This is a genomic window from Pseudomonas sp. Pseusp16, assembly GCF_047324915.1.
GTDB lineage: Bacteria > Pseudomonadota > Gammaproteobacteria > Pseudomonadales > Pseudomonadaceae > Aquipseudomonas > Aquipseudomonas fluorescens_CD.
Map to the genome: position 1 here is coordinate 1,353,401 of NZ_CP168522.1, position 24,362 is coordinate 1,377,762.

The 24,362-nt window shown below is 58.5% G+C and carries 23 protein-coding genes; 10 read left to right on the plus strand and 13 right to left on the minus strand.

All coding sequences use genetic code 11. The features are described from left to right. Positions 1-5 precede the first annotated feature (5 nt). The gene (locus ACEN8Q_RS05890) at positions 6-857 is read right to left on the minus strand and encodes a sugar phosphate isomerase/epimerase family protein (protein ID WP_413426943.1); all 852 of its coding nucleotides are present in this window, start codon (positions 855-857) and stop codon (positions 6-8) included. A gap of 543 nt (positions 858-1,400) precedes the next feature. Between ACEN8Q_RS05890 and ACEN8Q_RS05895 the strand changes: the two genes are divergently transcribed. Both ACEN8Q_RS05895 and ACEN8Q_RS05900 read left to right on the plus strand, forming a co-directional pair. Next, positions 1,401-2,099 carry an ion channel gene (locus ACEN8Q_RS05895; protein ID WP_413704710.1) on the plus strand — a complete coding sequence of 233 codons (699 nt, stop codon included), beginning with the start codon at positions 1,401-1,403 and terminating at the stop codon, positions 2,097-2,099. A gap of 253 nt (positions 2,100-2,352) precedes the next feature. Further along, complete coding sequence (locus tag ACEN8Q_RS05900) at positions 2,353-3,258, plus strand: hypothetical protein (RefSeq protein ID WP_413704711.1); 906 nt, start codon at positions 2,353-2,355, stop codon at positions 3,256-3,258. Here the strand turns inward: ACEN8Q_RS05900 and ACEN8Q_RS05905 are convergent. The 3 genes from ACEN8Q_RS05905 to ACEN8Q_RS05915 all read right to left on the minus strand — a co-directional run bounded on the left by ACEN8Q_RS05905 (position 3,234) and on the right by ACEN8Q_RS05915 (position 5,305). Then, a complete protein-coding gene (locus ACEN8Q_RS05905) occupies positions 3,234-3,566 on the minus strand; it encodes a helix-turn-helix domain-containing protein (RefSeq protein ID WP_413704712.1) in 333 nt (110 codons plus the stop codon). The genes ACEN8Q_RS05900 and ACEN8Q_RS05905 overlap by 25 nt on opposite strands. After that, on the minus strand, positions 3,511-4,017 hold the full coding sequence (msrA, locus tag ACEN8Q_RS05910) for a peptide-methionine (S)-S-oxide reductase MsrA (protein ID WP_413704713.1): 507 nt from the start codon (positions 4,015-4,017) through the stop codon (positions 3,511-3,513). The genes ACEN8Q_RS05905 and msrA overlap by 56 nt, the downstream gene beginning before the upstream one ends. 340 nt (positions 4,018-4,357) lie before the next feature. Continuing rightward, on the minus strand, positions 4,358-5,305 hold the full coding sequence (locus tag ACEN8Q_RS05915; protein WP_413704714.1) for a LysR family transcriptional regulator: 948 nt from the start codon (positions 5,303-5,305) through the stop codon (positions 4,358-4,360). A gap of 362 nt (positions 5,306-5,667) precedes the next feature. Between ACEN8Q_RS05915 and lysA the strand changes: the two genes are divergently transcribed. Both lysA and ACEN8Q_RS05925 read left to right on the plus strand, forming a co-directional pair. Continuing rightward, positions 5,668-7,023: a diaminopimelate decarboxylase gene (gene lysA / locus ACEN8Q_RS05920; RefSeq protein WP_413704715.1), complete on the plus strand. Its 1,356-nt coding sequence runs from the start codon at positions 5,668-5,670 to the stop codon at positions 7,021-7,023. A 462-nt stretch (positions 7,024-7,485) separates the two neighbouring features. Continuing rightward, positions 7,486-8,286, plus strand: a complete 801-nt coding sequence (locus ACEN8Q_RS05925; RefSeq protein WP_413704716.1) for an aspartate/glutamate racemase family protein — start codon at positions 7,486-7,488, stop codon at positions 8,284-8,286. A gap of 93 nt (positions 8,287-8,379) precedes the next feature. Here ACEN8Q_RS05925 and ACEN8Q_RS05930 read toward each other — a convergent pair whose 3' ends face one another. From ACEN8Q_RS05930 to ACEN8Q_RS05960, 7 genes are all read right to left on the minus strand, one after another. Beyond that, positions 8,380-10,023 (minus strand): acetolactate synthase large subunit, encoded by a 1,644-nt coding sequence (locus ACEN8Q_RS05930; RefSeq protein WP_413704717.1) that lies wholly within the window; start codon positions 10,021-10,023, stop codon positions 8,380-8,382. A gap of 74 nt (positions 10,024-10,097) precedes the next feature. Further along, positions 10,098-10,490, minus strand: coding sequence for a Rid family hydrolase (locus ACEN8Q_RS05935; protein ID WP_008062571.1), 393 nt, complete (start codon positions 10,488-10,490; stop codon positions 10,098-10,100). Between the two features lie 8 nt (positions 10,491-10,498). After that, entirely contained in the window at positions 10,499-11,848 is a 1,350-nt protein-coding gene (locus ACEN8Q_RS05940) for an MFS transporter (protein WP_413704718.1), read from the minus strand. 87 nt (positions 11,849-11,935) lie between these two features. Next, on the minus strand, positions 11,936-12,649 hold the full coding sequence (locus ACEN8Q_RS05945) for an SDR family NAD(P)-dependent oxidoreductase (protein ID WP_413704719.1): 714 nt from the start codon (positions 12,647-12,649) through the stop codon (positions 11,936-11,938). A gap of 13 nt (positions 12,650-12,662) precedes the next feature. Continuing rightward, on the minus strand, positions 12,663-13,943 hold the full coding sequence (locus ACEN8Q_RS05950; RefSeq protein WP_413704720.1) for a flavin-containing monooxygenase: 1,281 nt from the start codon (positions 13,941-13,943) through the stop codon (positions 12,663-12,665). Between the two features lie 124 nt (positions 13,944-14,067). After that, a complete protein-coding gene (locus tag ACEN8Q_RS05955) occupies positions 14,068-14,994 on the minus strand; it encodes a LysR family transcriptional regulator (protein WP_413704721.1) in 927 nt (308 codons plus the stop codon). 207 nt (positions 14,995-15,201) lie between these two features. Further along, the gene (locus ACEN8Q_RS05960) at positions 15,202-16,146 is read right to left on the minus strand and encodes a DMT family transporter (protein ID WP_413704722.1); all 945 of its coding nucleotides are present in this window, start codon (positions 16,144-16,146) and stop codon (positions 15,202-15,204) included. Positions 16,147-16,236: 90 nt separating this feature from the next. On the opposite strand from ACEN8Q_RS05960, the gene ACEN8Q_RS05965 reads away from it, so the two are divergent. The 6 genes from ACEN8Q_RS05965 (at position 16,237) to ACEN8Q_RS05990 (ending at position 22,101) form a co-directional block, all read left to right on the plus strand. Next, positions 16,237-17,172: a LysR substrate-binding domain-containing protein gene (locus ACEN8Q_RS05965; RefSeq protein ID WP_413704723.1), complete on the plus strand. Its 936-nt coding sequence runs from the start codon at positions 16,237-16,239 to the stop codon at positions 17,170-17,172. Positions 17,173-17,482: 310 nt separating this feature from the next. After that, the gene (locus tag ACEN8Q_RS05970) at positions 17,483-17,779 is read left to right on the plus strand and encodes an AzlD family protein (RefSeq protein WP_413704724.1); all 297 of its coding nucleotides are present in this window, start codon (positions 17,483-17,485) and stop codon (positions 17,777-17,779) included. Positions 17,780-17,853: 74 nt separating this feature from the next. Then, a complete protein-coding gene (locus tag ACEN8Q_RS05975; protein WP_413704725.1) occupies positions 17,854-18,492 on the plus strand; it encodes a LysE family translocator in 639 nt (212 codons plus the stop codon). Between the two features lie 206 nt (positions 18,493-18,698). Beyond that, a complete protein-coding gene (locus ACEN8Q_RS05980) occupies positions 18,699-19,793 on the plus strand; it encodes an alpha/beta hydrolase (RefSeq protein ID WP_413704726.1) in 1,095 nt (364 codons plus the stop codon). A 60-nt stretch (positions 19,794-19,853) separates the two neighbouring features. Beyond that, complete coding sequence (locus ACEN8Q_RS05985; RefSeq protein ID WP_413428219.1) at positions 19,854-20,909, plus strand: alpha/beta hydrolase; 1,056 nt, start codon at positions 19,854-19,856, stop codon at positions 20,907-20,909. 19 nt (positions 20,910-20,928) lie between these two features. Next, positions 20,929-22,101, plus strand: coding sequence for a cupin domain-containing carboxymuconolactone decarboxylase family protein (locus tag ACEN8Q_RS05990; protein ID WP_413704727.1), 1,173 nt, complete (start codon positions 20,929-20,931; stop codon positions 22,099-22,101). On the opposite strand, the gene ACEN8Q_RS05995 is transcribed toward ACEN8Q_RS05990, so the two are convergent. Both ACEN8Q_RS05995 and ACEN8Q_RS06000 read right to left on the minus strand, forming a co-directional pair. Then, positions 22,089-22,982 carry a LysR family transcriptional regulator gene (locus ACEN8Q_RS05995; RefSeq protein ID WP_413704728.1) on the minus strand — a complete coding sequence of 298 codons (894 nt, stop codon included), beginning with the start codon at positions 22,980-22,982 and terminating at the stop codon, positions 22,089-22,091. The genes ACEN8Q_RS05990 and ACEN8Q_RS05995 overlap by 13 nt on opposite strands. A gap of 145 nt (positions 22,983-23,127) precedes the next feature. Next, positions 23,128-24,261, minus strand: a complete 1,134-nt coding sequence (locus tag ACEN8Q_RS06000; protein WP_413704729.1) for a response regulator — start codon at positions 24,259-24,261, stop codon at positions 23,128-23,130. Positions 24,262-24,362: the final 101 nt, after the last annotated feature.

Consider the following 24,362-nt stretch of genomic DNA (forward strand, 5'->3'; position numbering starts at 1 on the left):
GCTCCCTAAGGATGGCTTTTGTGGTGGAAACGCTCGAAGTGTTCGCGCTCGGTCTGGCCCATCCACACGTTCAATGACCACAGGTCGGCGACCGGGACATTGGTGAAGGGCAAATGATGCAGGTAGCCGTCGGCGCCGAATTCCGGGGTCAGGGTGCTGACCTGGTAACCACGGGCTTGCTGCGAGCGCCAGATGCTTTCCCAGTGCTGCTGATGGAACGCCAGTTCTTTTGCATATTCGGGGGCCGCCGGGTGCGGAACCTGCGGGCCCTGGTCGTAACCGACCCGCGCCTGGATATGGTGAACCCGCTCGACGAAAGCGCTCAGGTCATCGGCCGGGTCGTTCAACAGACGCTCGCAGGTCACCACCCAATGGCTGATGTCACTGGTGAACAACAGATCGGGCAGTTGCCGGATCAACTCCAGGGTTACCCAGGGGTTGAACAGCGAACGCGAGCGGTGGGTTTCGAAACTGCAGACCTGGCCGTGCTTGCGCGCCAGATCCAGTGCCTGGCCAAAAAAATCCACTTGTTGTGGCAAGGACCAGCGGTCGTTGCCCGCCAGTACGTTGACGAAGCGTGGACCGAGTTCGGCGGCCAGGGCGAGCTTGCGGTCCAGGTCATAGAGGTGCACTGCAGGCGTTGCCGACTGGTCGGGCAGTACGTCGTACGCGGTGAAGACGGTGCTGATATAGCCCAGGCGATTGGCCTCTAGAAACGCGCCAAACTCAGCCCGTTCACCGGCGTCCAGTGGCAGGCGTGCTTCCATGCCATCAAAGCCCGCCCGCAGCAACTCATCGAGCGCCTGAGCCTTGCTGGCGGTGTAACCCCACAGCGTGCGAAAGATTTCCAGCTTCATCGGTGATCCTCAAAAATCCCAGGGCCTGGTGCAAAAGCACTTCGACGGCACCAGACGGCTTGGCGATCAATGGTCAGCGGCAGCAGGGGACTTCGGATCCGGGTCTCTGCGTCATCTGATCCCACTGAGCGATACCGAGACTGGTTCGCTGTGGAGCCGATGTTAGGCACAGGCCGCACGACGAAAGAATCTGAAAACTCAAATGAATAGTTCAGATTTTCGTTAACAATTAGCTGGCTAATTATCGTGCTTGTCAGGAGGGATTTTTGCGGCGAGTACGTGTCTATGTTGGCTATTAGCGAGATGTGCCTTTATTACGGCATCATTTTGAAGAGTCCCAAGCGACAGCGGGCCGCTTAGGGGAGGGCTCCTGGTCGATTTCTGCCTGTCGTGAAGGGTAGAAATCGCCCCATGGCTGTCGGGCTGAATCCTCTCACCTGCATTCGCGACTAGAATTCCACTGCCGACAATTCTAAAGCCAGGCCAGATTTCAAAACTGCAGCGTCAAGTCTCGAGCGTTAATTCAATCTCTGGGAAACCGGTATGACAAATCCGCAAGATAAAGCCGAATCCGACGAGGATTTAGGTCAGATGGTAATAGGGCGAGGGCCCTGCACCTATCTATTGCTGCTCTTGTTAGGATTGATCCTCCTGTTTCCCTTTCTTGAGGAAGGTCTATTTGCCCGCACATCGCTTGGCATTCTGTTTTCAACCGTGCTGCTCGTGGGCGCTTTTGCCACCAGGCAGACTCAGCGGGGGTTCATCCTCAAACTGGGCCTGGCATTACTTGGGGTTGGCCTTCAATGGGCGGCGTTGTGGGCTGAGAGTGTCGCGATTCTTTTTCTTGCCGGGATATCTTATGCGGCGTCTCTTGCCGTCTCGTTTAGCGGGGTGCTTCGCTATATTCTCAAACGCGGACCGATTACCGCCGACAAGCTGCATGGCGCACTTGCGGGGTACATCATGCTGGCCTTCGTCTGGTCCTTCGTCTATGCCCTGGTCGAGATATCCAGCGCTGGCTCATTCGGCCCTGCCCACCTCGACTTCGGACAGCCCGGCACCTTCTTCAAACTGATCTATTTCAGCCTCACGACGCTCACGACCACCGGTTACGGTGATGTTCTCCCGTTGACCAACCACGCCCGCTCACTTGTGATGGTCGAAGAGTTTTCAGGCGTCTTTTATGTGGGTGTCGTGATAGCGCGGCTTGCCGGTCTTTATCCGTCGAATCAGACCAAGTGACTCTCGATTTGCCTGAGCCACCTCCGGGCATTAATGATTGAGTCGTCCCTGATTTAGTGGACATCTGCGACCTACTGCTCATGGCCGTTAACTGCCTGCCAGGAACTGCCATAAACGCCCCATTCATGGCTTGAAGGTCGCCTGTTGCTCACGTCCCCAGGGCCTGATCCGCGCTTTTTCGCCCCACCTGCCACTTTCGCCACAATCGGCGTGGATCTAAAGTCAGGGGCGCACCTTCAGGGGACTTCCAGTCATGTACAGCTCGCTTGCCACACCGAGCACCGCTCGCCAATTGCATGACCGGATCTATGCTGGCGAGATCATTCGCTTCACTGACCTGCAGCCCATGACGGCGCTGGTGGAATATACACGTGCGTTCCTCGAAGACGCGCTGCATCCCTGGCCGCCGCAACAGATCCATCTCCATTTGAGCCACCCTGAGCAGACTGAGCGCTTTGCGAAAATTCAGAGCGACTTCGCAGGCTCGGCTGAGGTCCAGCAGCGCTGGCAGGACGTCGTGCAAAGCCTTGGCATCGCCCCCGATACCCTGGCGTGCGATCGCCTGCATTTGCGTTTTCAGCCGCATTGCGAGCCAGGGCTGTCGACGCCGCGTGCCCGCACGACGGCCACCATCGCGTTTCACCGCGATACCTGGGGGTCGAATATCTATGCGCAAACCAACTGGTGGGCGCCCATCTATCCCATCGCGGCAGGGCGTACCGTCGCCTTGTATCCAGGCCTCTGGCAGCGACCGCTGGGTAATTCGAGCGCAGATTTCGATATGCGCGCCATTTTGCAGCGATCCCATCGAGACGGCCGCAATACCGTGGATGCCGACGCAGCCATTCCGCACCTGCTGGAAGCGATCGACCCGCAGGAGGGGATTGCCGTCGATATCGCTCCGGGGAGTCTGATCGCCTTTTCCGGGGCTCATGCCCATGCCGGCGTCGGCAATAGCACCGGGCTGACACGCATCTCTTTCGAGACCCGATCAATACTGATCGCCGACCTGTTGGCCGGATTGGGAGCGCCCAATGTCGATGGTCACGCGCCTTGGAAGACTATTGGACTGTTTCGCCGAATGAACGATGCGCAACGCCTGAACGAGATCCTGGGCTGCGGCTTTATCGAGCCCTATCTGCGGCCAGCAGAGCCCTGACGCTGGCGCCGGTAGTCGCTTGTGGAAAGACCGGTGTGCTTGCGAAATACAGGGGCGAAGTGACTGGGGCTGGAGTAGCCGACTTCATTGGCGACAGTGACCACGCTCAGCTGCGTTTCACGCAATAAGCGTGTGCGGCGTTTACCCCGAAGACGTCCTGCAGTGCCTCGTCGAATAGCGACGGGCCCGGCAGCACCATGACCACTTCGAAAGGTTCGGGGCGGGCACCTCTGCATCTCACAAGCGCGACTCTCAGGTGCGCTTGGGAAGCTTCCAGTTCGGGCGGATGAAGTGGCATGTGTAGCCATTCGGTATGCGTTCGAGGTAGTCCTGGTGCTCCGGTTCCGCTTCCCAAAAAGGCCCCGCCGGTTCGATTTCGGTGACTACCCGGCCTGGCCACAGGCGTGAAGCATCGACATCGGCAGCGGTGTCTTCGGCGACGTCGCGTTGCTGTTCGCTGAGGTAGTAGATCGCTGAACGATAGCTGGGGCCAAGATCATTGCCCTGACGGTTGGGCGTGCTGGGGTCGTGTATCTGGAAGAAGAACTCAAGAATCTGCCGGTAGCTGATCACGCCAGGGTCGAAGACGAGCTCGATGGCTTCAGCGTGATTGCCATGGTTGCGATAGGTGGCATTCGGCACATCGCCGCCGGTATAACCGACCCGCGTGTGCAGCACACCGGGATAGCGCCGTAGCAGATCCTGCATGCCCCAGAAGCAGCCGCCGGCGAGAATGGCAGTTTCGGTTTGTCTGGTCATGGTCTGTCCTTCCTCTCGGAGATGTTGGGTATAGCCAATGTTATGAGGGCGTGTTGGCCAATTCCAAGGTTTCGTGCAAACAGTACTGGAATGACCGTATATGGGGACCCAACTGGAGCCCGTCGGCCGCTCGGCAAGGGAGGAAATTGCCGAGTGCGTGGCAGCGCATTTTCCGTCCCTGGACCCCATCTCCATGCCGCTAAAAAATGCGTCTACACCATGAGCCCGGATGAGTCGTTTATCTTGGGGGAGTGGCTGTCCTGGGCGGTTCTTGGCGAGTCGCTGCAGCACATTGCCCCGGCTTTCTCCAGAGCTCGCTTCGATAAGACCGGGTGAGCTGTCACTGGTCTGGGTGCGGTCTGTTTTCGCTGTCAGTGATTGATTGGAGTTGACTGGTCAGCACCTGGCAGCAATGCCTCAATGAGCTGATGAAGTTGTCGACCAGCGGCGAATAGGGGCGATGCTGCGGGCGAACAACACTGACGGTGTACGGAATGGAAAGTGACAGCCCGCGAATTGTCAGCCCAAGTTTGGCGTAGGCCAGTGCTGTGAGCGGGTTGATGATTGCAATGCCGACCCCTAGGGCCACTGTCGCGCAGACCGCCGCTGCGCTGTGCGTTTCAACCACCAACTGTCTGTTGATTCCGAGGCTGTCGAAAAAACTGTCGATCTTGTTGCGATAGGGGTCGTTGGTCGCCAGAGAAATAAAGTGTTCGCCTTCAAAGTCCTCGGGGAACAGGACGGCTTTTTTACACAGTCGGTGGCCGGTGGGCAAGATGCAGACAATGTCCGACGTGAAGATGGTCTCCAGGTCTGTGCCACGGGGGGCCATGGTGTCCTCGATAAGCCCCAGATCAAAGCGCTGTGAAGAAAGCCACTCGTTGAGCAGGGGAGAGTCCTGGGGAGTGATGCTGACTCCCACGCCGGGATACTGATCGAGGAAATGTTTGCAGACAGTGGGCGCCACAGCCTGGGAGAAAGCAGGCAGGCAAACGATGGTGATTTGCCCGTGCTTGTACTGGCGAATGGCGTCAGCCGCTTTGGCTATCCGCTCAAGGCCAAAATAAGCCCTTTTGACTTCGTCGAAGAGCATCAGCGCTTGTTCGGACGGGATCAGTTTGGCATTGGCGCGTTTGAACAACGTCAACTGGGTCACCGACTCAAGCCTGCCCAGTTCTCGGCTGATTGTCGGCTGGGAGGTGCGCAGCAGGGCTGCGGCGGCTGTCGCGCTACCGGTCGTCATGACGGCCCAGAATATCTCGATATGCCTGAAATTCAGCGTTGCCATGGCGATCCTTGCCTCGGTGATGGGGAGGGTTTAACCATATCAGATATGAATCGATAATGAATAAATTGATATTTTTAATCTGACTGTACGTTGCAGATAATAGCCAGCAAGCAAGTTCAGTATTTAAGCAAGTGCCCTGGATTATTGGTGGTTATGGATAACACGATGAATTACAGAACGTTTGGCCGGCTGGGCTGGAAAGTCAGTGAAGTGGGTTATGGCATGTGGGGCATTGCCGGCGGCGTCATCGCTTACTTGCACAAGGGCGGCAGGTTGAATTGATTCGGTGACGCCTCGGCGTATGAATGACATTAAAAAAACATGCAATGACTATTTAACTGTCGTGTTTCAGAGAGGTTCGAATGGATGGGTTTAGCTACAAACAAGGTGTTCTGCATGCTGAAGGGGTGGACCTGGAAAGCCTGGCTGAAAAGTTGGGTACACCGTTGTTTGTCTATTCATTGAGTACCTTGGCGTTGCATTTGCAAAACATGCGTGACGCTTTTTTTATGATTGATCCGCTGATTTGTTTCTCGGTCAAAAGCTGCAGCAACTTGAGCATCCTGAAATTTCTGGTGGAGCAAGGCGCGGGTCTGGATGTCGTCAGTGGCGGCGAAATATATCGGGCCCTGTTGGCCGGTGCTCGTCCCGACTCCATTGTGTTTGCCGGTGTAGGCAAGTCTGCAGACGAAATCAGATATGCACTGGAGGCGGGGGTCTACCAGTTCAATGTCGAGTCCGAAGGTGAACTGGCAAGGATCGATACCATTGCCGGCCAGTGCAGTTGCAGGGCAAGGGTTTCTATCCGGATCAACCCCGACGTTGCTGACCGCGATACCCCGCAAAAAACCTCCACGGGAGGACGTCAGACCAAATTCGGCATTCCGGTGACACGGTCGGCGCGGCTTTACGCGGCGGGTTTGTACGGCAACGTCGACGTTGTCGGAATCCATGCACACATTGGCTCGCCTATCCATGACAGCGCATCCTATCTGGCTTGCATTGATGTCATCGAGAAGCTGCTGGATGAGGTGGAACAGGCGGGCGGCAGCGTCGAAACGATCAATATCGGTGGTGGCTTTCCAGCCATATACGAAAGTTCCCATTCCGATAGCATTTCATTGCAGGAAATGGGCAGCGTCATCTGTCACCGATTGCTGGGGCTCAAGGCGCGAGGCCTGCGGTTCGTGATCGAACCTGGCCGCTCTATCAGCGCCAATGCCGGCGTGCTGTTGACCGGCGTCGAATACATCAAGGACGGTTGGGACCGTCAGATCGTCATTGTCGATGCCGGCATGAACATCTTGCTCAGACCCACGCTGTACGGTGCCCACCACGCCACGTGGCCGATTCGATACGACCATTTCAACGGGCACTGGACGCATGCGACCAATCCTTCGCAGGTCCGGCCAGAGACGTCATTGTCGTCGGTGGATGTGGTTGGGCCGATTTGTGAAACAGGGGACTTTCTAGCGCTGTCGCGTCCACTGCCGACACTTTCGGAGCATGACACCCTGGCCATTTTTTCGGCGGGTGCCTACGCAATGAGCATGGCCAGCCAATACAACTCGAAAGTTCGTCCAGCTGAAGTGGTGGTCACGGGCGAGCACTATCAAGTTGTGCGTCAGAGAGAGCGCTACGAGGATCTCGTTGCCCGGGAGATGGTCGGCATTGAAACAGTCAGGTCTGACGCTAAAAGTTTGAGGCGGGTCAAGTAGTCCTCTCTTTTTTGATTAATGCAGTTGGAAGTCACTGTGGACAATGAGTCGTTTTGGTTTGTTTTTTTGTTTTCGGCACTCCATACACAGGCGTCAGGCCAGTAACCCGTACCGTGTAATCATAAGGGTGGTTGCTAGCGGTCAGGGATGATCGCTTCTGGCCGATTTCTGCCTCTGGCTAGGGGCCGCAGTCGACCCGAAGCGGACGGTGGCTACAGGCGACAAATAGCCGACTTCTGTCTGTCTAAAACAAACGCAAGCGACCGAAAATGGTCGGTGAAAACCGACACTTTCAGATATAGGCATCGCCTATACAACGTACTGGAAACGTCCTGTTCATCCCCTCGCGTGAAGAGCGCAACAATGCTCCACGGCACTCCGTATTCGATGCACCCAGTATCGTGCCCCTTCCAACCGGCGACTTAATTCGCTGGTCCTTCTGTCCGACAGGAATGCCACTTCATGAAGCTTTGCTGGATTCATCCCACGGGCCGCAATTCGGCTCTTGAACCTTTGTGGAACGCCATCCACGACACAGTCTGCAGCACGCTGGCGCGAGGTACGGAGCTTGATTTTCGCTTCCTCGACAACAGCGGTGGTTTTACCCGTTCGCTGTACGCCGAGCATCTGAACTCTGTATTGATGGTGGAGGCAGCAATCAAGGCTCAATCCGACGGTTATGACGGGGTGTTCCTCGGTTGCTGGAACGATCCACTGTGGGAAGCCAGGGAAATGCTCGATATCCCGGTGGCATCGGTCGGCGAGCAGTCGATGCTGGCTGCGCTCACCATGGGACAGCGATTTGCGGTAATCACCGTGTCGGAGAAAACCGCCGTGACCATCGAGCGGGATATCATCGGCTATGGTCTGACCGAGCGTTGCATCCGCCGGCCGGTGCGCTCGATCCAGCCATTTTCGGATGCCCAATTGCTGCTTGAGGCTACACATTCGCCGGCTGAACGCTTTATTCCGAGGCTGGAAGCAGTGGCGCATCAATGCATCGCCGAGGGTGCGGACGTCATTTTGGTGGGCTGCGCTTATTATGGGCCGCTGTTGCGCCGTGCCGGTTATCGGCAGGTGCAGGGCACGGAAGTTCCGGTAGTGGATTCGTCGACGGTGGCGCTTAAATACCTGGAGGCCATGGTGGGTATTGCCCGGTGCACCGGGTTGGTAAAAAGCGGTGCAAACCTGTTTGCCGGCATTGCACCGGCGTCCATTGCCCGGGCGCGTAAGGCGTTGGGTCTTTTGCCTATAGGCGATTAGAAAACAAGATCGCAGCCTCGTTTCACTCGACAGCTCCTCCAGGGATTTACTTTCTGTAGTGGCTGTCGAGCGTAACGAAGCTGCGATCTTGTGTCAGACGCTGGCGCTCAGGGTTTTGATGTCATGCAGCAAAATCTGTTCGTTGTCCGAGTAATCCACGGGGCAGTCGATCACGTGAACACCTGGGGATTGCAGACACTGGGTGACCAGCGGGGCGAAACTCGCTGCGCTTTCTACCCGGTGGCCGTGGGCGCCGTAGCTCTGGGCGTAGCGCACGAAGTCGGGGTTGCCGTAGTCCAGACCGAAGTCAATGAAGCCCATCTGTTGCTGCTTCCAGCGGATCATGCCGTAGGCGTCGTCGCGCAGGATGATGACGACCAGGTTCATGTTCAGTCTTACGGCGGTTTCGATTTCCTGGCTGTTCATCATGAACCCGCCGTCGCCGCAAACTGCCACGATTGGCGTGTCGGGGTATACCAGGCGTGCGGCCATGGCTGAAGGCAGACCCGCACCCATGGTCGCCAGGGCGTTATCCAGCAGTACCGTATTCGGCATATAGGCCTTGTAGTTGCGGGCGAACCAGATTTTGTAGATGCCGTTGTCCAGGGCGACGATGCCATCGGATGGTAGTACTGCGCGCAGGTCCGCCACCAGGCGTTGCGGATACACCGGGAAGCGTGCGTCGTCGCTGCCTTCTGCGACATGGGCCTCATTGGCTTCGCGGATGGTCAGCAGGCGTTCGAAGTCCCAGGTGGGCTGCACTTCGATGCTTTCCTTGATTTGCCAGACGGCGTTGGCGATGTCGCCCACCACTTCGATCTGCGGGAAGTACACTGGGTCGACCTCGGCGGAACGGAAGCTGATGTGCACCACTTCGGTCCCGCCACGGACCATGAAGAAGGGCGGCTTCTCGATCACGTCGTGGCCGATGTTGACGATCAGGTCGGCGGATTCCAGCGCGCGATGCACGAAATCACCCGCCGACAGCGCCGCGTTGCCGAGGAAGCGCGGATGGCGCTCATCCACAACACCCTTGCCCATCTGGGTGGTGATGAATGGGATGCCGGTTTTTTCGATCAGTTGACGCAAGACCCGCGCGGTCATTTTGCGGTTGGCGCCGGCACCAATCACCAGCACCGGGCTGCGCGCAGCTTCGAGCTTGGCGACGGCGGCGCTGATGGCCTTGTGTTCGGCTACCGGGCGACGGTTCAGGCTTGGGGCTATGGGCGTGCTCTCGGTGTACTCGGCGGCAATGTCCTCGGGAAGCTCCAGGTGCACCGAGCCCGGTTTCTCTTCTTCGGCCAGGCGAATAGCTTCGCGGATGCGCGAAGGAATGTTATCTGCCGAGGCCAGTTGGTGGGTGTACTTGGTGAGCGGCGCCATCATGGCGCACACGTCGAGAATCTGGAAACGACCTTGCTTGGATTTCTTGATCGGTTTCTGGCCGGTGATCATCATCATCGGCATGCCACCCAGATAGGCGTAGGCACTGGCAGTTACCAGGTTGGTTGCGCCAGGACCGAGGGTGGACAGGCACACACCGGTCTTGCCGGTGAGGCGGCCATAAGTTGCGGCCATGAAACCCGCAGGTTGCTCATGACGGGTCAGGACCAGCTTGATTGATGAGCGCGAAAGTGAGTCCAGCAGGTCCAGGTTTTCTTCACCGGGAATACCGAACACGTACTCCACACCTTCGTTTTCCAGACACTTCACAACTAACTCGGCAGCTTTGATCATGATGGGGTCAGCCTTTTTGCGGGTCAAAAAAAGGCCGCGACAGGGTCGCGGCCTCTGTGGTGAATCGCGAACTTTCAGTCAGCGACGATGGCGTAGGTTTCGATTTCAACTTTCTGCCAAGGTCGCAACATCGAGTCCACCTGGATCAGGCTGCTGGCCGGGCGGATGCCGTCGAACACTTCGCTGTGGGCCTTGGCCACAATCGCGGCATCGTTGATGTCGCGCAGGTACACCACTGTGCGCACTACGTCTTCAACACTCATCTCGGCTTCGGCCAGGACTTTTTTGACCGTGCCGAGAATGGCCTGGGCCTGTTCATAGGCATTGCTGTGTTCGTAGTCGGGCGATGCGCAGGTGCCGGAAATGTGCAGATGGTTGCCCACGCGTACCGCACGGGAATAACCGAACACCGATTCATACTGGCCGCCCGAAGAAATGTTTTGCCGCGATGCTGTTTTGCTGGTCATGTCGTGTCTCATTTTGGGAGGGGTTTACCGGTGGAATCCTTGACGAACAGGATCGAAATCAGGCCGACCACTGCACCGGCGATCAGGTACCAGGCGGGAATCATCTGATTGCCGGTGGTGGAGATTAGCCAGGTGTTGATCAGCGGGGCGGTGCCGCCGAAGAGCGAGACAGCAATGTTGTAGCTGATGGCCAGAGCGCTGTAGCGCACTCGAGCACCGAACAGTGAAGTCAGGGTCGCGGGCATCGCACCTTCAAAAAACAGTTGCGACAGGGTTAGCGTCAGCAAGGCTGCGAACAGGAAACCGACCTGTCCGGTATGCAGCAGCATGAAGCAGGGGAACGCCATCACGATCAACAGCACGCAGCCACAGATGATCATGCGGTTACGGCCGAAACGATCAGCCATATGGCCGGAAACGGGGATCAGTACGAGCATGAACAGGGTGGCCGCCAGCCCCAGGGACAGGCTGAAGCTGTTGCTGTAGCCGAGCACGTTTTCCAGGTAGCCGGGGATGTAGCCAAGCACGATGTAGTAGGTGACGTTGAACACGGTCACCAGCCCCATGCACTTGAGCATCTGTGGCCACTCGCTGACCATCAGGCTGAAGAGACTGGTTTTCTCGCCTGAGGTCGACTTTTGCAGCGCTTCGTTCTTCTGGATTTCCTTGAACACCGGGGTTTCTTCCAGGCCCAGTCGCAGGTACAGCGCAATCAGGCCGAGCACACCACCGATGGCGAAAGGTACACGCCAGCCCCATTCGCTCATGGCTTGTTCACCCAGCGCGAGGGTAAACAGGCTGACCACGGCACCGCCGATCAGGAAACCTGAGATGTTGCCGAACTCCAGCCAGCTGGTGAAATAGCCGCGGCGCTTGTCCGGACTGTGCTCAGCGATGAAGGTGCAGGAACCGCCGTATTCGCCGCCGGTAGAAAGACCCTGTAGCAGTCTCATCAGTACCAGGAGAATGGGCGCGAATATCCCGATGCTGGTATAGCCGGGAATCAAGGCGATGGTGAAGGTCGCGATGGCCATCAGCGAAATACTGAGGGACAACGCGGTACGACGCCCGTATTTGTCGCCGATTGGGCCAAAGATCACGCTACCCAGCGGACGGATCAGAAAGCCGGCGGCGAAAGTCGCGTAGATCGCCATCAGTTGAGTGGCGTGATTTTCAGAGTGGAAAAACGTTTTGCCGATGATGCCTGCCAACGAGGAGTACAGCGCAAAGTCGAACCATTCGACCATGTTGCCAAGTGTCACGCCGATGACGGCTTTTGACAGACGTTTGCGCGATTGCTCGACTGGCGCATCATTGCTGGAAAACTCAGGAATCGCGGTAGCGTGTAATTCGCCCATGATATTGCCCTCTGTAGTATTTGTTAGTGAGGCAGCAGTCAATAGGAGGAGCAGGCCCACGTCTGGCGCGTGGGGCCTGCGCTCAGGTCAGCGCATGAACACACCGCCGGCGATGCACAGCGATTCGCCAGTGATGTAGGAAGGTTTGGCACTCAGTTGCCAGACCCAATCTGCGATTTCTTCAACGCGCGCCGCGCGTTTCAAGGGGATGGACTCGATGGCGGCTTCGATGCGCCCGCCGGCTCGGGTCCCTTCAGTGTCGACCCAGCCAGGTGCGAGAGCGTTCACCACAATGTTGTGGTCGGCGAGTTCGATGGCCAGGGAGCGTGTCATTGCCACCACCGCTGCTTTTGAGGCGCTGTACAGCAGCTGGTTTTTGGAGACGGTGAACGCATCGACCGAGGCGAAAAACACGATGGCACCACCGCCGGCCGCTTTCAGGTGACGCGTGCCGATGCGGGCGATATTTAATGAGCCTAGTACGTTGATGTCGAAAATTTTCCGGTACAACGACTCGCTGTAACTTTCCAGGCACGAGGTGGGGAAGATCCCCGCCGCGTTGACGACCGCCCGCAGCGGCGCCTTGCCGTCGAGGGCCGCGTCGATGGCGCCGGTCAGCGCTTCTTCGCGGGTAATGTCGCCGACGACCGGCGAGAAAAGGGCGCTCGGGGCTTGCTGGCTCGGCGTTACATCGACGGCGACAACGTGCCAGCCTTCATCTTGAAAGCGTTGCGCGACGGCCTGGCCCATGCCCGAAGAAGTGCCGGTCACGATGACGCTGGAGTGAGGTGCATTGTTCATAGTAGTCGTCCGATCAGGCGATTTCAGGGAGGGAGTGGGGCAGCAGGGCCAGTTCCATGACGTCCAGTTGGCTCTGGGTGTCCTGGTAGTTGCTCAGCCATTCGCGTTTGACGATATCGATGCGCGATTCGGCCGCTTGCAGCTTGGCGAACTTGCCGGCCAGGCCTTTCATGCCGGCGGCGCGCAGCTTGAGGAAACGCATGACCAGTTTGGTCTGGTCGCAATACACCGGCCATTGCGGACCACGCGGCGCGCCCAGGCCAATGTAGAACAGGCCTTCAAGGTTGGTCGGCAAGGTCATCGCCGCGGTGCGTAGCGGGGCGCCGTTACGCCAGTGCAGTAAGCTTTCATCGAGGAACGGCAGGCGAGTGTTGAACCCTGTAGCCCAGACGATGGTGTCGTAGTCGCCCTGACTGCCATCGGTGAAGGTGACGGTTTTGCCTTCGATGTTTTCGATCCCCGGAGCGACTTTGATACGACCATGCTGGATCCAGTACAACAGCAGGGTGTTGACCACAGGCGGCTGCGCATCCAGGTCGTAAGTTTCCGGGGCCGGCATGCCGGGGTAATTTTTGTGTGTGCCGACGCTGGCCATGATCAGCATGTTCATGACCATGTTCTGCTGCTCGGGCGGCAATTGCCCGAGGAAAGGCAACTCGCCACGCGGCACGCCGAAAATAGTCTTGGGTTGGAACAACTGGCCGCGACGGATAACGATGGTGGTATCCAGGCGCGCCTGGGCGGCATCCACAGCCAGGTCGCAGCCGGAGTTACCGAAGCCAACGACCAATACTTTGCCTTTCACCTGTTCGACGTTGCGGTACTCACCGGAATGGATCGACACACCGGTAAAGCGCTGGCCGACCTCCGGGACCTTGCAATCCCACAGGTGACCGTTGGCAACCAGTACACCGGCGTAGTGCTTGCTGGTGCCGTCGGCGAGGGTCACTTGCCAACCGGCTTCGCCGTTCTCGCCCAGCGGGACAAGGCTGCGAACTTCGGTATTGAAAGAGATTTTCTCGCGCAGGCCGAAGGTGTCGGTGTAGGCGTTCATGTACGCCTTGACCTGGTCGCGGCTCGGATAAACCGGGTAGTCCGCCGGCATGGGGAAGCCGTCGAAGCAGGAACTGCTTTTCGGGGTGATCAGGTGCAGGGCGTCGTAGTCGGTGTTCCAGTGACCGCCGATGTTCCCGGACTTTTCAAAACAGTCCACCTGGAAACCAGCGTCGGTCATGGTCTTCAGTGCGGCGAGACCAGCGGCCCCGGCGCCAATGATGCAATAGTGATTGGACATTATGACTCCCCATTCCTCGAACGTTGGAAGCGCCTGTTGTTGGCGTCCGTGGTTTGAGTATCCGTCCACGCAATGGACGGATGAATGGGCTAAGCCATGTGTGTCCTATAGGTATCGCCTATGGCTAGATGGATTCCAGATGGGCGTAGAGATTCTGGATGCGGCTCAAGTGGCTGCGCATCAAGTTGATCAGCACCCGAGTGGGTGGTGAGATGGGGGTGTCGTGTCGATGGATGAAACCGAATACTTCGAAGATGGGCGGGGTAATGGGCACCCAGCCAAGGCGGTCGTTGAAGCCCAACTGGTGCAAAATGGGACGGGTCGCAATGACATCGCCCAGCCCGCGTGCCGCGAGTTCGAACCCGGTGATCTGATGCTCCACCTCGATAATCGGGTCCAGTACTTCACCGCCTTTGGCCGCCAGTTGCGCCAATAACCGGCGAATCGGATCGCCAGTGCTCCAGCGCGCCTCGGTCAGGATCAGGGGCGCCACGGCCAGGTCGCTGATGGTTTTAGGACCTTTCAGCCGCTCAGGGTCTGCGCTGATGTAGCCTACCTGGGCCGACCACACCGGCTCGCTCACCGCGAGGTTCTGCTGCTTGATGGGCAGCATGACCAGACCCGCTTCAAGCTCGCCCTGGCTGACCAGTTCGGCGATCTCCGAAGAGTTGTAGCCCACGATTTTGATGCGCATGTCCGGGTGCTGCATGCGGAATTGCTCGATCAGGTCCGTCAGAAAGTAATGGTGCGCCGTACCGAAGGTGCCAAAACTCGCCACGCCCCCGGATAACTCCCGCACGGCTTGCACCGCTTCATAACCCTGTCGAGCCGCCGTCACCATTCCTTGGGCAAAAGGCTGCAAGCGCCGTCCCGCCTCGGTCAACATCAACCGGCGGTTAGTGCGGATAAAAACATGCGTGCCGAGGTGTTCTTCCAGTCGCAGAATCTGCTCGGAAAGCGAGGGTTGTGAAATATGCAAACTCTCTGCGGCCTTGGAAAACGTACCGTGCTCGATGGCGGCAAGAAAGTAGTGGAGTTGTTGCAGCGTCATAGAGCAGACCCATCACCGATTGTGAAATCAACATGACACAGTTTCGTGGTATCGCGAAGCGGGTCTAATCCGTGATGCAGGAAATCCCCCTGATAGGTTTGTACATTGTTGGATGACCGGTTGAATCCACAGCCGTTTGCTGCCCGTCGCGACAGGCAGAAAACGACCCATTGCCGATCAGCACCGGAAGAAAACGGCCAGCAGCGGCTACGGTTCAGCATGTGTCACCGGCACCATTCGGTGACGCTTCGCCGCCCAGATAACCCCACCCACCAACAACACGATTGACGTCACCTCCATCAAGCCAGGCACCCGCTGGCTGAACAGAAAACCGTATACACAGGCAAACAGCGTTTCGAACACGATCATCTGGCCACTCAACGACGTGGCCATTCGACGCGAGCAGGCATTCCACAACCCATTGGCAACCCACGAACCACAGAGTGCCAGGAACAGGCAGACCCACAGCAAAGTCATCCAGCGGCTGCTTTCAACCTGAGCGGGTACCAGGTTCGGGAAAAGCATCAAGGCAGCGATGCCGAACACGACCGCCACGACGCCCGTCACGATGCCCAACAGCGTCGACCATTCGCTGCTGTTGAAATGGCTTTGTTTGAGATAACGGGCATTGTGGGTGGCGTACCACGACCAGCAGACAACACCGCTGAATCCGCAGGCAAGGCCCAGCAACTGGGAAGACAGCGAGGTACTCACCGCCCGCGCGCCTGAATGTTCCAGACTGACCGATACGATGCCCAGGAATACCAGCAACAAGGGCAGCTTGAGCTTTGTCAGGGGCAGGGACCCTGTATCGCCACGCCCCAGAAAGGTAATGGCAACCGGCATCATGCCGTTGATGAGGGCGGCCGCAGTCACCCCGCTCAGTTGTACGGAAGCGCCCAGCAGCGCGTAGTTCAGGATGTTTCCGGTTAATGAAAGACGAAGCAGCATCAAGGCATCGCGGCGCGTCAACTGTGAGAGCAGGCGGGATACAATCGGTAAAGCCACGAGGAGCGAGATCAGCCCGTACATCGCAAACCGCACACTGCTGATCAGCACGGTATTGAATTCCGGCAGCAACGAAGGGGCGATAATCACCCCACCCCAGATGGCACCCGCCAATATCGCAAATAAAATCCCGCTATTCATCATCTCTGCTCTGGCAGGCTGTTTAGCGGCATTCTAGCCATGGTATATAAGCGCAACCTGCGATAAAAAGTTGGCCACCCATTCCTGTGCGGAATGTCGTGCCATGGTCACCCGCCGAGGAGAATCCTGATCAACCGTTACCTGCGCACCTTGCCCCCATTGGAGACCCTGATCACGTTTGAGGCGGTGGGGCGACATGCCAGCTTCACGGGTGCGGCTGGCGAGCTATTTCTTACCCAGAGTGCCGTGAGCAAACAGATGCGCCAGCTTGAAGATTGTATGGGCGTTCCGCTTTTCGAGCGCAAACCACGGGGTGTCAGGCTGACCAGCGCAGGAGATGAGTTGCTGATGACAGTCAATGTGCTCCTCGCCACGATGTACCAAAGCGTCACGCGAATTCGCAATGTCCATCAGTCCAACGCCGTCTCGGTGCTGGCGACCCACGCCCTGGCCCAGTTCTGGCTGTTCCCGAAGCTGATCGAATTCAACAAGGCGTACCCCGACATCGCCGTGCATGTCCACGCGATCAACGAGTTCGATGAGGCCAGCCTCAATGATTTCGACGTGGGCATTCTCTATGGTTCTGGCGAATGGCCCTCGCTGGACAGTGATTTCCTGCTGCCGGAAATTGTCTATGCGGTGGCTCATCCTTCACTGGAAGTCTCGGGGATAAAGACGCTGGAACAATTGGCGCAGGCCAACCTGGTGCAAATCGACACTTGCGCCTGGCAGTGTCTGGACTGGCATCAATGGTTCGGCCACTTTGGCATCGACTACATACCGCGGGACAAAGCCCCGGTCTTCAACCAGCTGACGTTGGCGTATCGGGCCGTTCAGCAAGGCATGGGCATCGGCCTGGCGTGGACGTTCATGGCTGATGAAGCGCTGGCCAAGGGGGAATTGCAGCGGGTTACGTCTTTCGAATGCGTGACTGGCAATGGCGAATTCCTTGTATCGCTGAAACATCGCAAGCGTTCTGCCTCTGCGGAGATATTTCGGCAGTGGCTCCTGGGATCAATGGGCGACTGACTAGCCAAAGCGAGCGGTCACAGGTGCCAATCAGCGGCGGTTAATCGTGTGCAGGCTTCGCACGCCTTCAACCCATCTTATCCAACCATTGCGACATCAACAGAGCGAGCTTTTCAGGCTGCTCCAATGGAATCCCGGCGGTCTTCATCGTGCCGCTCAGGGGGATGTGGAAAGGCCCGCGGTTGGCCTTTTCCTGGTTGATCAGTCTGCTCGTTGCGATCCTGGTCTACCTTACGGTACCCGGCGCCTGGTTCGTGTTTGCTGGCGTCATCGCCAGGATGCTATTCACTTGCCTGCGGGCGATAGAGCCATGATCAGCATGGCGGCTTTGCTGACGATCGTGGGCATGGCGTCAGCCACCTATGCAACACGCCTGGCGGGATATCTGCTGCTGCGCAAACGCAAGCTCGGGCCACGTGCCCACGCGGTCATGGAGGCCGCACCGGGGTGCGTGCTGATCTCGGTGATCGCTCCACACTTCGTCTCGCCTCATCCTGAAGAGTTGATTGCATTGGGCATCACACTGGTTGCCGCGTGGCGGTTACCGATGCTGTTCACAGTCGCTATTGCTGTGGCGTCGCTGGCGGTGCTCCGGTTGCTCCTGTAGGTGATGAGTAATTTGCATCATCAGGCAACGAAGCCTTCGGTAGTATGCCCTCAATTTTCTACGAGACTGGAACCATGGACCCGAACACTATGCTGGCATTTACCCTGGTCGCCGCGATTGCCATCGCCAGCCCGGGGCCTGCGACATTGATGGCGATCAACAACAGCCTCGCCCATGGCCAACGCAGCGCAATGTGGTCCTCGCTGGGCAATGCCAGTGGCCTGTTCTGCCTGTCGGCGGCTGCGATGCTGGGGTTGGGGGCACTGCTTGCCAGCTCCGAAGGGTTGTTCAACATGGTAAAGATCGTCGGCGCCGGGTATCTGTTCTACCTTGGGGTGAGGCAGTTGCTCAACAAGACGCCGCTGCTGGCTGATGGCGTTCAGGAGGAGCAGCGCCTGCGGCCCACACGACTAAAACTGTACAGGTCGGCGTTTTTTACCGCGCTCTCCAACCCCAAGGCGACTCTGTTTTTTACGGCGTTGTTCCCGCAGTTCATCGACCAAGGCGCAGCCCTGTTCCCACAATTTCTGATCCTGACCGCGATTTTCATGGCGCTCTCGGTGTCGTCGTTGAGCTTGTATGCCGCGCTGGCCTCGCGTGCCAAGGGCGTGCTGGTACGACCCGAGTTGTCCCGCTGGGTTAGCCGGGTGGTGGGGGTAACGTTCATCGGGTTTGGGGCTGCGATTCTCGCTATACGTAGGCAGACGGCCTAAGCCATGAGTGTTGATGAATGGCCGCTATTGGTTGTCACGAAGGGCTGCTTCCGGCCCAGGTTCACCACTTGCGCAAGTGGTGAACTTTTCGTACTGCCAATCAGACTTATGTGAATCTGGTATCAGTGCTATGTGATTGGCGCGCTTTATCGATTAATCGATGACAGGTAATTTGCTTCCCGGCGATATCAGACCGAGAGCAAGTCATGATCCAGAGCTTCATCCGTCAATGCGTGCCCGCCGCGGCAAAGGCCGGCAGTCTTTGTTTCGCACTGGGCGCCGGGGCGTGTGTCGGCGCTGACGATCACGCCCCGCTGATCATCAAGGATCAGGGCAGCCTCACTGCCGGCGGTGGATCGATCACTCAGCCGGGAACCTTCGACCCCTACAAACCGTTGATGCCCGATGGCCAGACCTATCACGGCGATCATGTGTATGCGTTCTATCAGGTTCCCGTCGGCGCTCGTCCGCTGCCGATTCTCATGCTGCATGGCGCGGGGCAGTCCGCGAAGTCCTGGGAGACAACGGCCGACGGCCGTGAAGGGTTCCAGAACATTTTCCTGCGGCGGGGATTCTCCACGTACCTGATCGACCAGCCGCGCCGTGGCGATGCGGGACGCAGCCTGGTTGAAACGACGATCAAACCGGTGCCGGACGAGCAACTGTGGTTCAACCAGTTTCGCATCGGCCTGTGGCCCGAGATTTTCGAAGGCAGCCAGTTTCCACGTGGGCAGACGGCGCTGGAGCAGTTCTTTCGGGCGATGACGCCCAATACCGGACCCTACGACATTGACGTCGTATCCAATGGCGTGTGCGCTCTGTTGGAAAAGACCGGTCCGGCCATCTTGTTTACGCATTCCCAGGGTGGCGGCCCCGGTTGGCTGGCGGCGATCAAAAGCTCGAACGTGCGGGCCATCGTGGCGTTCGAACCGGGCAGCGGTTTCGTGTTTCCAGAGGGGGAGGTGCCCGCACCGATTGCCAGCGCGTTCGACACGCTCTCTGGCCTGGCCGTATCGGCGGATCAGTTCAAAGCACTGACCCGAATCCCCATCGTTATCTTCTACGGCGACAACATCCCCGACCAACCCGTTCGGCTACCGGCCCAGGACAGTTGGCGCGCACGGCTCGAGATGGCGCGCCTGTGGCGCGATACGGTGAATCGCCATGGCGGTGACGTCAGGCTCGTTCACCTGCCGGAGATCGGTATCAAGGGCAATAGCCACTTTCCTTTTTCGGACATTAACAACGTCGAGATCGCGGATCTGGTTTCGCGGTTTCTCGCTGAAAAACATCTGGATTGACCAGGAGCGCGGCGATATCGGCCGCCCCTCACACACATTTGAAATATCAGGAGTATTCCCATGATGCGAACCACGCTCAAGGCCACGTTGATGGCCGCCATGATCGGGATGTCCGGTGCCGAAGCCGAAGCCGGCGACTACAGGAAGAATCCATTCACGTTGACCTACGGTGGCGCGCTGACGAAGAACGAACCGGGCAAGGTCAACATCCATCCGGTCACCTACAAGCTCGATGGCCTGGACATTGCCGCCAACGTTTACACCCCGGCGAACTATGATGCGGCGAGAAAATACCCGGTCGTCGTCGTGGCGCACCCCAATGGTGGGGTGAAGGAGCAGGTTGCGGGCCTGTATGCCCAGCGTCTGGCGGATCAGGGTTACATCACGATCACGGCGGATGCGGCGTATCAGGGGGCCAGTGGTGGTGAGCCGCGCAATGTCGACAAACCGGCGCATCGCATCGATGACATCCATGGCATGGCGGACTTCATTGCCGGCTATCCCGGCGTCGACAGCAAGCGTCTGGGCTTGCTGGGTATCTGCGGCGGTGGCGGTTATTCATTGGCGGCGGCGCGGACCGACAAGCGCTTCCAGGCGATTGCGACCTTGAGCATGTTCAACTCCGGGCTGGTTCGCCGAAATGGCTACCAGGATTCGCAGCTGTCGACGATCCAGGATCGCTTGCAGCAGGCGTCGGCGGCCCGCGCCCAGGAAGCGGCGGGTGGGGAGGTGCTCTACGTCGGTGATGCCAGGCTGACTGATGAGCAGATTGCCAGGCTGCCGTTCGATCTGTACAGACAGGGCTTCGAGTACTACGGCAAGACCCACGCTCACCCCAACTCGACCTTCCGTTACACCCAGAGCAGCCTGATGGACCTGATGAGCTTCGATGCCACGGATCAGATCGAGCTGATCGACAAGCCGTTGCTGATGATTGCAGGCAGCAAGGCCGACAGCCTGTACATGTCGCAACAAGCCTTTGCCAAGGCTACCGGTACCCAGGACAAAAAACTGTTCACCATCGATGGCGCGACCCATATCGACACCTACTGGGTGCCTGCGTATGTGGACGTCGCAATGGGCCAGTTGACCGCGTTTTACGCCAGAACGCTCTGACTTGAAGGGATACGTCCTCATGAAGAACACCTTGATAGGCATCGCGGTGTGCGCCGCGGCGCCTTTTGCCGACGCCGTCGGTGCAGACAATGCCAGTGAGTCCCGGACTGTGCAGCAGATTAGCCGGGCGGGCAGTCAGGCTTCGGTTGCGGGCCCCGCGGACTATTTCACCGGGCGGGTACGCGTCGATCCCTTGTTTCCCGCCACGGACGAGATCAATGCTTCCGGTGCTTATGTCAGCTTCGAAGCGGGCGCGCGCTCGGCCTGGCATACCCATCCCGCAGGACAGCGATTGGTGGTGACTTCCGGCGTGGGGCGGGTCCAGGAATGGGGCAAGCCGGTGCAGGAAATCCGCCCGGGCGACGTGATCGTCTGCCCGCCGGGCGTCAAGCACTGGCATGGCGCCGCTGCGACGAGCGCCATGACGCACCTGGCCGTGACGGGCTCGGTGGATGGCAAGAGTGTGCAATGGCTGGAGAAAGTGACCGACGAGCAATACAACGCCCAAGGTTCGCAGGCACCGCAAGCCCAGACTGCGACCCAACCGGTATCCGGGACGCTGTCCGCCAGGCAACAGGCCATCCCGTTGATGGCCGCCGCCATGGCCACGAGCAACATGTCCGCGCTCAATACCGCATTGAATCAAGGGCTGGATGCCGGCCTCACGGTCAGCGAGGCGAAGGAAACTCTGGTGCAGCTCTACGCCTACAGCGGTTTTCCACGCAGCCTCAATGCACTCGGCGAGTTGATGAAGGTGGTCGAGGCACGCAAGCAACGCGGGGTTCAGGACGATCCGGGGCGCGAGCCCGGCCGGGTCATTCCCGTAGGCGATGAACTGCTCGCGGCGGGCAAAGCCAATCAGACGCGAATCGCCGGTGCGCCGGTACAGGGCCCGTTGTTCGACTTCGTTCCCGTCATCAACCAGTATTTGCAGGCGCATCTGTTTGGCGACATCTTCGAGCGCGACAACCTGGACTGGCAAAGTCGTGAACTGGCCACCGTCGCGGCTTTAGCCGTCACTCCCGGTGTCGAGCCGCAACTGCGCTCGCACATGGCTGCCAGCCTGCGGGTCGGCCTGACGGCTGCGCAGTTACGTCAGCTGGTTCAACTGCTGGCTGACCAGGGTGATGCCGCCGCGGCCAAGCGCGCCGGTGAAGCGCTGGATAGCGTCCAGCCTAATCAACCCAGATAGCGCAGGGCTTCGCGCAGCAAGGTGAAGGCCGGTGAACTCTGGCGCCGGCTCGGATAATAGAGGTGGTAGCCAGCAAAGGGTTCGCACCAGTCCTGGAGCACGTGAACCAACCGACCTTGCGCTACATGCTCCAGCACCAGGTCCTCCGGCATATAGGCCAGTCCCAGTCCCTGGAGGGCCGCCTCCAGGCGCATGGCGATGTTGTTGAACACCAGTTGGCCTTCGACCCGTACCTTCAGTTCTTGTCCGTCTTTTTCGAACTCCCAGAGGAACAGGCCGCCGTAAGTCGGCATGCGCAGGGTGATGCAGTTGTGCATCATGAGGTCACTGGGGATGACTGGTTTGGGATAACGGGTGAAATACGCCGGAGAGCCCACCACCGCCATGCGCATGTCAGGGCCGATGCGCATCGCGATCATGTCCTTGGCGACTTGCTCGCCCAGGCGCACACCGGCATCGAAGCCTTCCGCGACGATGTCGGTCAAGCCGTAGTCGACGATGATTTCGATATTGAGATCGGGATTATCGGGCAGCAGCTTCGCCAGCACAGGATGCAACAGCGTAATCGCCGAGTGCTCACCCGCCGTGATGCGCAATTTGCCGGCCGGCTTGTCGCGGAACTCGCTGAGCAATGCCAGCTCACTGTCGATTTCTTCGAACCGGGGGGCGATCACCCGCAGCAAATGCTCGCCGGCTTCGGTGGGGGAGACGCTTCGCGTGGTGCGAGCAAGCAACCTGACCCCCAGTCGCTCCTCCAGCTGACGCATCGCCCGGCTCAAGGCCGGTTGAGACATGCCGAGCCTGGCGGCGGCGCGGGTGAAACTGCGCTCCTGGGCCACGGCCGAGAAGATCGCGAGTTGGTCATAGCTTTCGACGGTCATTCATGCGCCCCTGTTATAAACAGTTTGCGATTATGCCATCTGTGCGATTGATCGTCCGGTCTCTTGGGGAGCGACGATTAAAATACACCGCCCCTGGTTGGCCGGTCTGAAAGGCCCGGGCCATAGTGTTTCAATGCCATCCGGGTCAGTCGAGTGGCAGCGATATCGTCAGTCTCGTTCCTTTGTGCGGTGCGCTGTCGATGGTGAATTCCCCGCCCAGCATGCTGATGCGTTCCTTCATCCCCACCAGTCCGAACGAGTTCAATTTTTTGCGATCGGTCATGCCTACGCCATTGTCTTTGATCTGTAGGTAGAGTCGGCGACCGTCCCTGTAGAGTTCGATATGCACCTGTGTCGCTTGCGCGTGCCGGGCAATGTTCGACAGCGACTCCTGGACGATGCGAAACAGTGTCGTGGCGGATTTTTCATTCAGCTCGCAACGCAAATCCTGGTCTTTCACCGACATCGTGCAATCGACCGCGCTGCGCTGGCGGAACTCTTCAAGTTGCCACTCGATCGCTGCCTGCAATCCCAGATCGAGTACGGGCGGCCGAAGTTCATTGATGATACTGCGGACACTGCGGATGGCTGTATCGAGGTGATTCAGCGCATCGCTGGCCTTTTCGTTGAGCTTGGGGTGCATGGTACTGGTGCGCGCCTGCAACATGGAGACATCGATTCGCAACGCCAGCAGACTCTGTCCCAGCTCGTCATGGATGTCGCGTGCGATGCGCTTTCGCTCTTCTTCCTTGATGTGCTCCTGATAGGAGGCCAGCTCACGCAGTTGCAGCTTCGATTGCAGCAATTCTTCGGCCTGCATCGTCAGTTTGCGCTGCAGGTAGAACAGGTCGACAAACACCCGGATCTTGGCGCGAAGAACTTCGGCCACAATCGGCGAGAAGATGTAATCCACTGCGCCGGACGTATAACCGCGGAAACGCTCGGTATCCGTATCGGCCTCGGCTGTGACGAAGATGATGGGCGTGTGGGCCGACTTCGGGCGGCCGTGAATCAGTGCCGCGGTTTCAAAACCGTCCATCACGGGCATTTTCACGTCGAGCAGGATGACTGCGAAGTCGCGCTGCAATAGCAGGCGCAGTGCCTCGCGCCCGGAAGTCGCCGTGGCAATATCCAGGCCCATGTCGGCAATCACCGCGGCCAGCGCCGTAAGCTTGGCGGGGTTGTCATCCACCAGCAACACCGATGCTGGCACGCCATCAGGCGGGAGCGGTTGCCGCACCTGGGTTATCTCTTTGAGTACCGGGGGTTCCTGCTGCATATTTATGCCACTTCAGTTTGCGCCAGCGTCTCCAGCCTTGACGGCAGCACCGGTAAACTTGTGCACAATGCCACTTTTGCTGTCGCGCAATGGGCGTGGTC